A 13,791-nucleotide genomic window follows, 5' to 3' on the forward strand; every position below is an offset into this window, starting at 1 on the left:
GTGTCGTCAGATTCACAATCGGCGCGACACTAACGGCGCAGCGCGGCCAACCTGCGGATCGCCTCGTCTAGCGTGTCGTCCTTCTTGCAGAACGCGAAGCGCACCAGGTGATTCCACGCGCCGGCATGCTCAGCGCCCGGGTCGCAGAAGGCCGACATCGGAATGGCGGCCACCCCCGCGCTGTACGGCAGGTCCGCGCAGAACGCGGCGCTGTCGGTGAAGCCGAGCGGCCGCGGGTCGGCACACAGGAAGTACGTTCCGAAGCTGTCGTGCACCTCGAAACCCAACTCCGTCAGCGCGTCGCCCAAGCGGTCGCGCTTGACCTGCAACGAATCCCGCAACGCGGCCACCCACGCCTCTTCGTTGTTCAGCGCGTGCGCGACCGCGGGCTGGAACGGCGCGCCGCCGACATAGGACAGGTACTGCTTGGCGGCGCGCACACCGGCGATGAGATCGGCTGCGCCGCAAGCCCATCCGATCTTCCATCCGGTCACGTTGAACATCTTGGCGGCACTGGAGATCGTGATCGTGCGCTCGGCCATCCCGGGGTAGGACGCCAGCGGGATGTGGCGCCGACCGTCGAACACGAGGTGCTCGTAGACCTCGTCGGTGATCACCAGTAGGTCGGCCTCGACGGCGAGTTCGGCCAGCGCGCGCAATTCGTCGTCTCCGGCCACCATGCCGGTCGGGTTGTGCGGCGAGTTGACGATCAGCGCCTTCGTGCTCGGCGTGAGTGCCTTGCGCAGCCCGTCGACGTCGATACGGAACCCGTCGCCGTCCTGGGCCAGGGGGACCGCGCGGCGCTGGCAGCCCGCCATCGCGATCACGGGGGAGTAGGAGTCGTAGAACGGTTCGATCAGCAGGATCTCGGAGCCGGGCTCGACGAGACCGAGGACAGCGGCCGCGATGGCTTCGGTGGCGCCGACGGTAACCAGCACCTGGGAGTCGGGGTCGTATGCGGTGCCGAAGTGGCGCTCGCGCTGCGCAGCGATGGCTTGGCGCAACGGCGCGATGCCGAGGCCGGGTGGGTACTGGTTGACGCCCTCGGCGATCGCCTTCTCGGCGATCTGGAGCATCGCGGGCGGACCGTCCTCGTCGGGGAAGCCCTGGCCGAGGTTGACGGCGCCGATCCGGGCAGCCAGCGCAGACATCTCCGCGAAAATCGTCACCGCATAAGGCTGTAGGCGTCTGACTGTCACGGCTGTCGAGCGTAGGCCTCAACCCACGTTCGGCGGTGAGATGGCCGAAGCGAGAGGCCGCCCAACCAACAGGTTGGTTTAGGCTGTTAGGCTCGCGCACATGTCTGAAGAAGCCTTCATCTACGAGGCGATTCGCACGCCTCGCGGCAAGAACAAGAACGGCGCGCTCAACGAGGTCAAGCCGATCAACCTGGTAACCGGACTGGTCGACGAGATCCGCCGCCGCCACCCCGACCTCGACGAGACGCTGATCAGCGACGTGATCCTCGGTGTCGTGTCGCCGGTGGGCGATCAGGGCGGCGACATCGCCCGCACCGCGGTGCTTGCGGCCGGCCTGCCGGACACCACCGGTGGCGTGCAGCTCAACCGCTTCTGCGCTTCCGGCTTGGAGGCCGTCAACACCGCTGCGCAGAAGGTGCGCTCCGGCTGGGACGACCTGGTGCTTGCCGGCGGCGTGGAGTCGATGAGCCGGGTGCCGATGGGCTCCGACGGCGGCGCGTGGGCGACGGACCCCGAGACCAACTACGTCATCGGCTTCGTCCCGCAGGGCATCGGCGCCGACCTGATCGCGACCATCGAGGGCTTCTCGCGTGAGGACGTCGACGCATACGCCGCACGGTCGCAGGAGCGGGCAGCCGCGGCGTGGTCGGGCGGCTACTTCGCGAAATCCGTGGTGCCGGTGCGTGACCAGAACGGCCTGGTGATCCTCGATCACGACGAGCACATGCGTCCGGGCACCACGGTGGAGAGTCTTGGCCAGCTCAAGACCGCGTTCGACGGCATCGGCGCGATGGGCGGTTTCGACGACGTGGCGCTGCAGAAGTACCACTGGGTCGAGAAGATCAACCACGTCCACACCGGCGGCAACAGCTCGGGAATCGTCGACGGCGCCGCGCTGGTGCTCGTCGGCTCAGAAAGTGCAGGAAAAGCTCAAAATTTGACCCCGCGTGCTCGCATCGTGGCCACGGCGACCAGCGGTAGCGATCCGGTCATCATGCTCACCGGCCCGACCCCGGCCACGCGCAAGGTGCTCGACCGCGCCGGTCTGACGGTCGACGACATCGACCTGTTCGAGCTGAACGAGGCGTTCGCATCGGTGGTGCTGAAGTTCCAGAAGGATCTGAACATCCCGGACGAGAAACTCAACGTCAACGGTGGCGCCATCGCGATGGGCCACCCGCTGGGCGCCACCGGCGCCATGATCACCGGAACCATGGTCGACGAGCTCGAGCGCCGCGGCGCGCGTCGCGCGCTGATCACGCTGTGCGTGGGCGGCGGCATGGGCGTGGCCACCATCATCGAGCGCGTATAGGAAGGCCGAAAAATGCCAGCACAGAACACCATTCAGTGGGACAAGGACGCCGACGGCATCGTCACCCTGACGCTGGACGACCCGACGGGCTCGGCCAACGTGATGAACGACGCCTACAAGGAGTCGATGCACAACGCCGTCGAACGGCTTGTGGCCGAAAAGGACTCGATCACCGGCGTCGTGATCACGAGCGCGAAGAAGACGTTCTTCGCCGGCGGAGACCTCAAGAGCATGATCCAGGCCGGCCCCGAGAACGCCGGCGACATCTTCGACGAGGTCGAGGGCATCAAGCGCGACCTGCGCGCATTGGAAACGCTGGGTAAGCCGGTGGTCGCGGCCATCAACGGCGCGGCGTTGGGGGGCGGCCTGGAGATCACGCTGGCCTGTCATCACCGCATCGCTGCCGACGTCAAAGGTCTGGTGCTCGGGTTCCCCGAGGTGACTCTCGGGCTGCTGCCCGGGGCAGGCGGCGTCACCCGCAGCGTGCGCATGTTCGGCATCCAGCAGGCGTTCATGGAGGTGCTCTCGCAGGGAACGCGCTTCAAGCCCGCGAAGGCCAAGGAGATCGGGCTCGTCGACGACCTCGTCGACAGCGTCGAGGAGCTGGTCCCCGCCGCGAAGGCGTGGATCAAGGCCAACCCGGATGCGCACACCCAGCCGTGGGACGCCAAGGGCTACAAGATGCCCGGCGGAACCCCGGCATCACCGGGCCTGGCGAGCATCCTTCCGTCGTTCCCCGCGCTGTTGAAGAAGCAGCTCAAGGGCGCGCCGATGCCGGCGCCGCGGGCGATCCTGGACGCGGCCGTCGAGGGTGCGCAGGTCGACTTCGACACTGCGAGCCGCATCGAGAGCCGCTACTTCACGTCGCTGGTCACCGGTCAGGTCGCCAAGAACATGATCCAGGCGTTCTTCTTCGACCTGCAGTACATCAACGGCGGCGGGTCTCGTCCGGAGGGCATCGCCAAGCAGGAGATCAAGAAGATCGGCGTGCTGGGCGCGGGCATGATGGGCGCCGGTATCGCCTACGTGTCGGCCAAGGCCGGCTTCGAGGTGGTCCTCAAGGACGTCAGCCTCGAGGCGGCGCAGAAGGGCAAGGGCTACTCGGAGAAGCTGGAGGCCAAGGCGCTCGAGCGGGGGCGCACCACGCAGGAGCGCTCCGACGCGCTGCTGGCCCGCATCACGCCGACCGGTGATCCGGCCGATCTGAAGGGCGTGGACTTCGTCATCGAGGCAGTGTTCGAGGACCAGGACCTCAAGCACAAGGTGTTCCAGGAGATCGAGGACATCGTCGAACCCAACGCACTGCTGGGGTCGAACACCTCGACGCTGCCGATCACCGGTCTGGCGACCGGGGTGAAGCGCCAGGAGGACTTCATCGGCATCCACTTCTTCTCGCCCGTCGACAAGATGCCGCTGGTGGAGATCATCAAGGGCGAGAAGACCTCTGACGAGGCGCTGGCCCGGGTGTTCGACTACACGCTGGCCATCGGCAAGACGCCGATCGTCGTCAACGACAGCCGCGGCTTCTTCACCAGCCGCGTCATCGGCACCTTCGTCAACGAGGCGCTGGCCATGCTCGGCGAAGGTGTGGAGCCGGCGTCGATCGAGGCGGCGGGTTCGCAAGCCGGCTATCCGGCGCCGCCGCTACAGCTGTCCGACGAGCTCAACCTCGAGCTGATGCACAAGATCGCCGTCGCCACTCGCAAGGGTGTCGAGTCCAGCGGGGGCACCTATGAGCCGCACCCGGCCGAGGCGGTGGTCGAGAAGATGATCGAGATCGGGCGGCCGTCGCGCCTGGCGGGCGCCGGCTTCTACGAGTACGCCGACGGCAAGCGGACCGGCTTGTGGCCCGGACTGCGGGAGACGTTCAACTCCGGGAAGGCCGACATCCCGCTGCAGGACATGATCGACCGCATGCTGTTCGCCGAGGCGCTCGAAACGCAGAAGTGCCTCGACGAGGGCGTGCTCACCTCGACCGCCGACGCGAACATCGGCTCGATAATGGGCATCGGCTACCCGCCCTACACCGGTGGTTCGGCGCAGTTCATCGTCGGCTATGAGGGTGCGGGCGGCATCGGCAAGGAGGCCTTCGTGGCCCGGGCCAAGGAGCTGGCAGCCAAGTACGGCGAGCGGTTCAACCCGCCGGCCTCGCTGACCTAGCGTCCGCCGAGCGCTCACCTACGTACGCCCCTGCAGCCGGAATCCGTACGCAGATGAGCGCTCGCGGGAGTGCTGGCCGCTAGATTGGCCAGCGTGCCCGAAAGCTTCACCGAAAAGTTCGCGGCGGGGCTGGCCGGCTACGGCGGCAAGCCGTGCATCGAGTTCGAGGGCCGGTGGTACACCGGCGACGAGGTGGCGGCGTATGGCGAGGCCGTCGCCGAGGCGCTTCGGACTGCGGGTGTCGCCGACGACGCCCCCGTCGGGCTCGTGGTGCGCAACCGGCTACCCCACGCCGCAGCGATCATCGGGTTTCTCGCCGCCGGTCGCACGGTGTCGATGATCTACTCGTTTCAGTCGCCCGAGGCGATCGGCCGCGACATCGAGACACTGCGACTGTCGGCCGTCATCGCCGACGCCGACGACTGGACCGCACCCGTCGTCGACGCCGCCGCGCGGACGGGTAGCGCCGGCGTGGCGATGTCGTCGCGGCCGCCGACCGTCGCGGCCGTTCCGGGGCTGGAACGTCGCGACCCGAGCCGTTCCCACGCACACGCGGAACCTTCAGTGGTGCTGCAGATCCTGACCAGCGGAACGACCGGACCGCCCAAACGGCAGTCGATCAAGACGGCGGTGCTCGAACGCACGGTCTTCAGCGTCACCAGCGGCGAGGCCGCGACCGAAGACTCCCCGCCCGAGCTGGCGTACTGGCAGTTCGGCGGAATCGGCGTGTGCCAACTGATCGCGGGCATTTACAACGGCAGGCGCGTCGCGATGCTGGAGCGGTTCAGTGTCGAGTCCTACGTCGACGCGGTGAAGCGGCACCGGGTCACGCGTTCGGGCGTTCAGCCCGCCGTCATCAGGATGCTGCTGGACGCCGAGGTCGCCAAGGAGGATCTCGCGTCGTTGAACTTCCTGATCAGCGCCTCGGGTCCGCTGGACCCGGAGACCCGGGACGAGTTCGAGGCGAAGTACGGTATTCCGATTGTGTTGGCTTACGGCGCAACGGAATTCGCGGGCTCGCTGTGCGCGTGGACTCCGGAGATGCAACGCGAGTTCGGGTCGGCCAAGCGCAACAGCGTCGGTAGGGCCCTGCCCGATGTCCAGTTGCGTGTCATCGACCCCGACACCGGCGCCGACCTTCCGACCGGCGAGCAGGGTCTGCTGGAAGCCAAGGTCGCTGCGATCGGACCGGACTGGATCCGCACCACCGACATCGCGTCGGTCGACGCCGACGGGTTCGTCACGCTACACGGCAGGGCCGACGGCGCCATCAACCGCGGCGGGTTCAAGATACTGCCGGAAACCGTTAGGTGCGTTCTCATTTCGCATCCCGCCGTGCGAGACGCATGTGTCGTCGGAGTGCCTGACGCGCGTCTGGGCGAGGTGCCGTTCGCGGCGATCGAGGTGACGGCCGGGTCGCCGGTGCCGTCCGAAGACGAGCTGGCCGAGCTGGTCCGCCAGACCCTGCCGGTGTACAACGTGCCGGTGGCTTTCGCGGTCGTCGACGAACTGCCGCGCAACCCGGCGCTCAAGGTCAGCCTGCCGGCCGTCGCCGCGCTCTACGAACCGCGCGCGAACAAATAGTGCCGGGGCGCGTGCCCGCCGTCGTGAGCGACTTCCGGTTCGTCCCCGGCCGACAGCAGGGACCAGCCCGTTGAGAAGCGGCGTTGCACCTCGGCGGGTTCAGAAGGAACCGAGATCGGATGACAGCCAGTGCTGCGGCTTCATGAAGATCACCACGCTGTCGCCGTGCTCGCGGCGCGCGAATTCGACGTAGTCGTCGACTTTCTCGGGCGGCAGATAACGTTTGGCGACCTCGACGAGGTGCTCATCGGTGCCAGGTTCGATCCGACTGACCGGGCCGTCGACGGCCACGTAGCGCACCGTCGGTTCGACCCGCTCGACCATCAGCGTGAACTCGCCCTGGCTCTCGATGAGCCGATGCTTGCGTGAGCCGTCGCCGGTGAGCACCCACGGCTCACCGCCGGGGCTGTATTGGTACCAGACGGGCACGGTCAGCGGGCCGCGCTTGTCGCCTGCACTCACCGACAGCGCGGCGACATGAGGTTCGGCCAGGAATTGTTCGCGTTCGTCCTTCGACAGGGCCATGCCGTCAGGCTAGCCCCGGCCTCTGACACGCTCCGGCGGATCGGGCGTCAGCACCCGACCCGGGAGAAGAACGCCAGTGCGACGATGCCGATGGCGATCGCGACGGGCGTCTGTCCCATCGCCGCGGTGCTCACGATGCCGGCAACGACGGCGATGGCGATGACCGCCAGCAAAAGCGCTTGGAACCAGCGGACCCCGATGGCGCCGCTGGGACGCGGGTGGTGAGACTCCATCCGGGTGATCGGATTACGGGCCACGACCGCCTCCTAATTGTGGCTCAGGTCACACACAGCTTGGTCTGTGAGCCACACCATATAACAGAAACCGCCGGTCAGCGAACCGACGCGGGCTTTCTCGCGGGTGGATGCGCGTACCGCAGCGGCTCAGGCGGCACGCCGATTGGCGCTGTCGGTGCGTGCCCCGATGACTCCGCGCTGCATGGTGCTCATGTGAAGCGCAGCTAAGTGCTTTGCGCGGTGGCCGGCGACGAGGCGGCCGGCAGCCGCCGGAAATGATGGCCGGCCGACACCGCTCGGACGCGTCTCGCGCACTCGTGACCCGGCGTCCCCGGTGGCTTAGAGTCGGGTGCCATGCGCTTCGGACTGTTCATCCCGCAGGGCTGGCGACTCGATCTGATCGGCATCCGCCCCGAAGAGCAGTGGAAGGCGATGCACGACCTCGCCGCCTACGCCGACGGCAGCGATGCCTGGGACTCGTTGTGGGTGTACGACCACTTCCACACCGTGCCGGTCCCGACGTCCGAGGCGACCCACGAGGCGTGGACGCTGATGGCGGCGTACGCGGCGACGACGTCACGGATCAAACTCGGCCAGATGTGCACGGCGATGAGCTACCGCAACCCCGTCTACCTGGCCAAGGTCGCCGCCACCGCCGACGTCATCTCCGGCGGCCGGATCCAGATGGGCATCGGCGCCGGCTGGTACGAACACGAGTGGCGCGCTTACGGATACGGGTTCCCGTCCGCCGGGGTGCGGCTGGCCCGCCTCGACGAGGGAGTGCGGATCATGCTCGACGCCTGGCGTGCCGGAAAGGTCAGCTTCGACGGCAAGCACTACCAGGTCGCGGGTGCGATAGTCGAGCCGAAGCCGTTGCAGGAAGGCGGGATTCCGATGTGGATCGCTGGCGGCGGCGAGAAGGTGACGCTGCGCATCGCCGCCAGGTACGCCCAGTACACCAACTTCACCTCCGAGCCCGGCGGGTTCGCGCACAAGTCACAGGTGCTGGCCGACCACTGCCGCGAGGTCGGCACCGACTACAACGCGATCGTGCGCTCGGCCAACTTCAACGCGGTGATCGGCGAGTCGGAGGCCGACGTCAAAGACCGGGTGGGCAGGGTGCGCGCGCGACAGATCGCCAAGGCCGACGAGTCAGCGGTGGAGGCGATGTTGAGCACCGTTTCCGCTCCCGAATCCGCAAGCGGCACACCGGAACAGGTAGTCGAAAAGCTGGAGAAGATGCGGCAACTCGGCTGCGAGTACGCCATCCTCTACTTCCCGGAAGCCGCGTACGACCGCTCCGGAATCGAACTCTTCGAACGGCAGGTGATCCCCGCCCTGAGTTAGGGCGTCGGCGGAACCGGTCCCGGAGTCGGTGCGGCGGGAGTGTCGTAGTAACCGGGCGGCGGCGGGCCGTCCAGGGAGTGGTATCCGGGCGGCAGCGGAGGACCGCCTCCTGGCGGTGGCGCCACCGGTGGTCCGTTGGACTCGGGCGCGGTAATCGAGGTGTATCCGGGTGGCAGCTGCGGCGCGCGCCCGGCCCCGGGCGGTGGTGGAGCTACCGCGGGTGTGTGACCGGGCGGCATTCCGGTGAACCCGTACGGATCCTGAGCCTGATGCCAGGCGTCCCTGAGGAAGCCCAGCGGACCGGGGCTCGACCCCTGACCGTACTGCGGGTTCGCGATCTCAGGCACCGGCGGAGCGCCCACGGGCGGCGGTGCTGGCGGCGGATCGGCCGCGTCCGCGGGCGCGACATAGGGCTGCCCCGGCGCCGGCGGTGCATCGGCAGCGGCGGGCGCGGGCGTCGGCAGGGGCGGGACCTGCGGATCCGCGCTGGCGAGGCCGGCAGTGGTGAGTGCTGCCAGACCGGCCGCGACGCCGGCCAGCGCGCTCTGGGCCGCCTTGACGGATGAAGTGGGAGCAGCGCGCCGGCGTCTGGTCATGGGTAAGGAGGCTAGCGGCTCACCGCGCAAGGCGCCCAGGTACGAGCGATGACGTATCACGGCCCGACCGCTCATCGGTGCCGGCGACCATTAGGATTGTCTTCCTGCCATACCGCGATCGAACAGCCCTCGATTGAGACGATCCATGGCTCACATGCGGGTGGGCGTGCTCGGCCGTCTCGAAAGGAAGCTTGGCGATGAACAAGACCTCCCTGACCGCACTCGCGCGTGAGCAACTCGAAACCGCCCGTGCCGCGCGTAGCGGGCGTAGCGCGCACACCGTCTACGGCGGCCATGAGCACTCGCTGCGTCAGACGCTGATCGCCCTGACCGGCGGCTCCAAACTCGACGACCACGAGACGAACGGGGAGGCCACCCTTCATGTGCTGCACGGTCGGGTGCGGCTGACCCATGAGTCGGCGAACTGGGAGGGTTCGGCGGGTGACCACATCGTGGTGCCGAAGTCGCGGCACGGGCTGCAGGCGATCGAGGACTCGGCCGTGTTACTGACCGTGTCGAATCCCGTTGGGCCGCATATCTAATCGCGAGTACCGCTAGATCGCCGGGCCGAGCAGGTCGTCGGCGTCCTTGATGACGTAGCCGTAGCCCTGCTCGGCAAGGAACCGTTGACGGTGCGCGGCGTACTCGGCGTCGAGGCTGTCGCGCGAGACCACCGAGTAGAACATCGCGCCACCGCCACTGGCCTTGGGACGCAGCAACCGGCCCAACCGCTGAGCTTCCTCCTGCCGGGAACCGAAGGTGCCTGAAACCTGCACCGCCACAGACGCTTCCGGTAGATCGATGGAGAAGTTGGCGACCTTGGACACCACCAGCGTCGGAATCTCGCCACGGCGGAACGAATCGAACAGCGCCTCGCGCTCGGCGGTCTTCGTGGAGCCCTGGATGATAGGGGCGTCGAGTTCGGCTCCGAGTTCTTCGAGCTGGTCGAGGTAGGCGCCGATCACCAGCGTCGGCTCACCCTTGTGTTTGTCGAGGATCGATTTGACCACCGCGATCTTGGTGTGCACCGTCGAGCACAGCTTGTACCGCTCGTCGGGTTCGGCTGTCGCATAGAGCATCCGCTCGTTGTCGGTCATCGTCACGCGCACCTCGACGCACTCGGCCGGCGCGATCCAGCCCTGGGCCTCGATGTCCTTCCAGGGCGCGTCGTACCGCTTCGGCCCGATCAACGAGAACACGTCGCCTTCGCGGCCGTCCTCGCGAATCAGCGTGGCGGTCAACCCGAGTCGACGGCGTGACTGCAGGTCGGCGGTCATCCGGAACACCGGCGCGGGCAGCAGGTGCACTTCGTCGTAGATGATCAGTCCCCAGTCTCTGCTGTCGAACAACTCCAAGTGGCGGTACTCGCCCTTGGTCCGCCGCGTGACCACCTGGTAGGTGGCGATCGTGACGGGGCGGACCTCCTTGCGCTCGCCGGAGTATTCGCCGATCTCGTCCTCGGTCAACGAGGTCCGGTTGATCAGCTCACGCTTCCACTGCCGGCCCGCGACGGTGTTGGTCACCAGGATCAGCGTCGTCGCCGAGGCCTTCGCCATCGCGGCCGCACCGACGAGCGTCTTGCCCGCACCGCACGGCAGCACGACGACCCCCGATCCGCCCACCCAGAACGACTCGGTGGCCATTTCCTGGTAGTCGCGCAGATGCCAGCCGTCCTGCGCAAGGCTGATCGGGTGCTTCTCTCCGTCGACGTAGCCGGCCAGATCCTCTGCGGGCCAACCGATCTTGAGCAGCATCTGCTTGACGCGGCCGCGCTCGCTGTTGTGCACCATGACGGTGTCGTCGTCGATACGAGCACCGAGCATCGGCGCGATCTTCTTGTTGCGTAGCACCTCCTCCAGCACCGCGCGGTCCAAGCTCACCAGGGTCAGCCCGTGTACCGGGCTCTTCACCAACTGAAGGCGGCCGTATCGGGCCATGGTGTCGACGATGTCGACCAGCAGCGGCTGCGGCACCGCGTACCGCGAGAACGACACCAGCGCGTCGACGACCTGCTCGGCGTCGTGCCCCGCCGCGCGGGCGTTCCACAGCGCCAGCGGGGTGATCCGGTAGGTGTGCACATGCTCGGGCGCACGCTCGAGTTCGGCGAACGGGGCGATGGCGGCACGCGCGGCGCCCGCCTGCTCGTGGTCGACTTCGAGCAGCACGGTCTTGTCGGACTGCACGATCAGGGGGCCGTCGGTCATTTGTCCAGTATCCAGAACCGCCCGACCTCGGCACCGGTGAGTGTGCGTGAACTGCTGTTTTTCCGCGGCGTGTCGTGTGCAGGCGCGCACGCTCGCGCAAAGAAGGGAGGCTCAGTCGTCGTCGGCGATGACCACCGAGGTGATCCGGTGGACGGCGAAATCGCGCACCCGGCCCGATGCCGGGTCGTAGGCGGTCAACTGCCCACCTCGCACGTTGATCGGCGCGACGACACGCTGCGTCGCCACCCCTGCCGGGTCGACGTAGCCGATCACGACGGAAGCCTGCATATGCGAGGCCTCCTGCAACTGGTTGATCGCCACGGCGGGGTCCAATCGCATACCGCCGGTCGGGGCCGACGCCACCTTGCGCAGCACCGCGACGATCGCGGCCAGCGTCTGGCTGGTGGGGGTCGGCGGGAGTCGGTAGGTGCGCCGACGCCCGGGCGGGGCGGGCACCCGCGCGCCGCGCGCCCGGATGTCGACGATGGTGCCGGTCGAGTCCTCGGCGGCCGGGGCGAAGCCGGCCTGCCGCAGCGCGGCGAGCACCTCGGAGATCGGCGCCTGGGACACCGCGACAGTCGGTGCGAGCAGACGCATCTCCAGGGCTTCGGCCGCCGGCGCGGTCACCGCCTGCGCGAGCAGTGCGGCGTCCTCGCACCGCACGAACGACGCCGCCATTCCGACGCGCAGCTGGCCGTGCCTGCGCGCGACGTCGTCGATGAGATACGTCAGACCTTGCGGCACAGGCGTTTTGGAATGCCGATCGAACAGGGCGTGCAGCTCGCCAGCGGTCCGCCCGGTGTCGAGCGCCCGCCGGATCGACGCCTCGCTGATGCGATACACCATCGCTGCGCCCGCGGACTCCACGCTCGCCACCGCGGCCAGTTGTTCGGCCAGCTCGCGTTGCAGCGGGCCCGGCACGATCACCGTCAGGTCGGCCTGGAGCAGGAAGTGGTCGATCGGCGCGGGCAGAATCCGCTCCATCGCCTTGACCACGTCGTCCCCAGCGGCGTCGGCGAGCAGCGCCCGAGCCGGGGTGGCGATCGCGCCGCGACCCACCAGGCCCAGCGCGTGTGCCTCCGTCAGCAGGTCGGCGACCGGCGTCGGTTGCAGCCGCGCCCCCCAGCGCGGCCTGCGCCAAATCATGGCGCGTGACGCCTCCGTCGCGTCGACGCCTGCGCCGGGCGGAAGGCTCGCAAGCATTTCGAGCAACAGTCGGCGGTCCAGCGGCGCGGCGGTGGAGAACAACGAATCCGACAGCGCGGCATAGGGTTTGTTGTCGGGTCCGCGGCTGCCGATCAAGCTCGGCCGGCCCGGCAGGTCCAGCCACGCCGTGGCCATCAGGTGCCACTTGCCCGCCGTCGGGGATTCGACGAACCGATCGGCAGACACGGTCGGCGCCCAGTAGGGCCCGTCGCCGGCTTCTGGATCGGGCTCGGGCATGCCCGCCGAGATCAGATGCGCGGCCGCGGCCACCGTGAGGATCAGCCCCAGCCTGCGGTCCTCGATCCCGGTCATCTTGGTCAGCCGCTTGACGTCACGCACCCCGAGCCCGCCGCTGCGAAGCTCGGGAACCGGTGTGGCACCGAGTGTTTCGAGCACGACCTCGACTTCACGCAGCAGATCAAGGGCGGCGCCGGCGGCCACCGCATCGGCGTCGGCCGCCGTCGTCGTCGACACCACCGGGTCGGGTTCGGTCCACTGCACCGGCCCGGGCAGTTCGCCGCGCAGCACCTGGCCGACCAGTCGCGGCAGAATCACGGTTTCGGCGTCCACCTGGCGCAGCAGCCCGGCCGCCAGCAGGCGTTGCACCGGACGGTCGGGCGGTGTGCCGGGCGCGGCGTCGCGGGTGCGGCCCACCGGTGAGCCCTCCAGCAGCTTGTGCAGCAGATCGGACTGCGCCTCGTCGAGCGTTTCGAGCCGCGCCGCGATGTCCTCCGGCGTTCCGGCGGTGTCCTCGACCGTCGCCTGCCCCGGATACCACGGCAGCCCCGCGGCGACTTCGGCCGCCACCCGCACCGTCGTGTCGCCCCATACGAGCGCACGGTCGCGGAGGTCGTCGACGGCCTCGGCGACCGCAGCCTCGGACGCCCGTTCACCGATCAACTCCAGGAGTTTGGTCAGCGGGACGGCGGTGGTGTCGGCGTGCAGCACCAGCAACGCATCGAGCACGGCGAGCCGCAGAAAGTCGAGGTCATCGGTGGCGGCCTTGACCGACTGACGGGCCTGGGCGCGGGCCGCCAGCGCAGCGATCGTCCCGGGTGGCGGTTGGGTCAGGTCGGGCCGCAACTCCAGCAGCCGGATGAGCCGCTCGTCGGGAAGATCAGCCAACCAGGCGCCCAGCGGGACGCTTGGCGTGTTCTGGGTCATTGCTGACCAGCGTAAAGGAGGGCGGCGGTGTCGCCACCGGCGGCGGCATTTGCCACAATGTGGGCGTGGCAGACAACAAAGGGAAGAAGCGATACGTCGACCCGGGCTGGCCCGCGGTCGACGGTGAAGACGATCACGCGGTCAGTGAACTGGCCACCGACCGTACCGGCGCGCTGTCGCCCTTCGGCGAACTGACCTTTCCGCTGCCATCGGACGACCTGCCGTACGTACACCCGGTGACGGTCGTCAACAAGTAAC

The 13,791-nt window shown here is 68.2% G+C and carries 12 protein-coding genes; 6 read left to right on the plus strand and 6 right to left on the minus strand.

From position 1 onward, the window contains the following. Positions 1-29 precede the first annotated feature (29 nt). Entirely contained in the window at positions 30-1,199 is a 1,170-nt protein-coding gene (locus tag G6N18_RS20010; RefSeq protein WP_083005447.1) for a pyridoxal phosphate-dependent aminotransferase, read from the minus strand. A 100-nt stretch (positions 1,200-1,299) separates the two neighbouring features. On the opposite strand from G6N18_RS20010, the gene G6N18_RS20015 reads away from it, so the two are divergent. The 3 genes from G6N18_RS20015 (at position 1,300) to G6N18_RS20025 (ending at position 6,255) form a co-directional block, all read left to right on the plus strand. After that, entirely contained in the window at positions 1,300-2,511 is a 1,212-nt protein-coding gene (locus tag G6N18_RS20015; RefSeq protein WP_083005450.1) for an acetyl-CoA C-acetyltransferase, read from the plus strand. A 12-nt stretch (positions 2,512-2,523) separates the two neighbouring features. Beyond that, complete coding sequence (locus G6N18_RS20020; RefSeq protein WP_083005453.1) at positions 2,524-4,671, plus strand: 3-hydroxyacyl-CoA dehydrogenase NAD-binding domain-containing protein; 2,148 nt, start codon at positions 2,524-2,526, stop codon at positions 4,669-4,671. A gap of 93 nt (positions 4,672-4,764) precedes the next feature. Next, positions 4,765-6,255, plus strand: coding sequence for a class I adenylate-forming enzyme family protein (locus G6N18_RS20025; RefSeq protein WP_083005457.1), 1,491 nt, complete (start codon positions 4,765-4,767; stop codon positions 6,253-6,255). A gap of 99 nt (positions 6,256-6,354) precedes the next feature. Here G6N18_RS20025 and G6N18_RS20030 read toward each other — a convergent pair whose 3' ends face one another. Further along, complete coding sequence (locus G6N18_RS20030; protein WP_067218640.1) at positions 6,355-6,780, minus strand: pyridoxamine 5'-phosphate oxidase family protein; 426 nt, start codon at positions 6,778-6,780, stop codon at positions 6,355-6,357. A gap of 47 nt (positions 6,781-6,827) precedes the next feature. Continuing rightward, positions 6,828-7,037 (minus strand): hypothetical protein, encoded by a 210-nt coding sequence (locus tag G6N18_RS20035; protein WP_133052474.1) that lies wholly within the window; start codon positions 7,035-7,037, stop codon positions 6,828-6,830. Positions 7,038-7,370: 333 nt separating this feature from the next. Between G6N18_RS20035 and G6N18_RS20040 the strand changes: the two genes are divergently transcribed. Then, positions 7,371-8,363 (plus strand): LLM class F420-dependent oxidoreductase, encoded by a 993-nt coding sequence (locus G6N18_RS20040; protein WP_067218633.1) that lies wholly within the window; start codon positions 7,371-7,373, stop codon positions 8,361-8,363. On the opposite strand, the gene G6N18_RS20045 is transcribed toward G6N18_RS20040, so the two are convergent. Next, the gene (locus G6N18_RS20045) at positions 8,360-8,959 is read right to left on the minus strand and encodes a hypothetical protein (protein ID WP_109749543.1); all 600 of its coding nucleotides are present in this window, start codon (positions 8,957-8,959) and stop codon (positions 8,360-8,362) included. The genes G6N18_RS20040 and G6N18_RS20045 overlap by 4 nt on opposite strands. 197 nt (positions 8,960-9,156) lie before the next feature. On the opposite strand from G6N18_RS20045, the gene G6N18_RS20050 reads away from it, so the two are divergent. Further along, positions 9,157-9,501, plus strand: a complete 345-nt coding sequence (locus G6N18_RS20050; RefSeq protein WP_059098466.1) for a cupin domain-containing protein — start codon at positions 9,157-9,159, stop codon at positions 9,499-9,501. Positions 9,502-9,513: 12 nt separating this feature from the next. Here the strand turns inward: G6N18_RS20050 and G6N18_RS20055 are convergent, their stop codons facing one another. After that, positions 9,514-11,163, minus strand: a complete 1,650-nt coding sequence (locus tag G6N18_RS20055) for a DNA repair helicase XPB (RefSeq protein WP_083005464.1) — start codon at positions 11,161-11,163, stop codon at positions 9,514-9,516. A 111-nt stretch (positions 11,164-11,274) separates the two neighbouring features. Next, positions 11,275-13,533, minus strand: a complete 2,259-nt coding sequence (locus tag G6N18_RS20060) for a helicase-associated domain-containing protein (protein ID WP_083005467.1) — start codon at positions 13,531-13,533, stop codon at positions 11,275-11,277. A gap of 59 nt (positions 13,534-13,592) precedes the next feature. Here G6N18_RS20060 and G6N18_RS20065 point away from each other — a divergent pair, with 59 nt between their 5' ends. Further along, complete coding sequence (locus tag G6N18_RS20065; RefSeq protein WP_109749547.1) at positions 13,593-13,790, plus strand: hypothetical protein; 198 nt, start codon at positions 13,593-13,595, stop codon at positions 13,788-13,790. The last annotated feature ends 1 nt before the right edge of the window (position 13,791 follow it).

It is taken from the genome of Mycolicibacterium celeriflavum (genome assembly GCF_010731795.1).
Classification (GTDB): Bacteria; Actinomycetota; Actinomycetes; order Mycobacteriales; family Mycobacteriaceae; genus Mycobacterium; species Mycobacterium celeriflavum.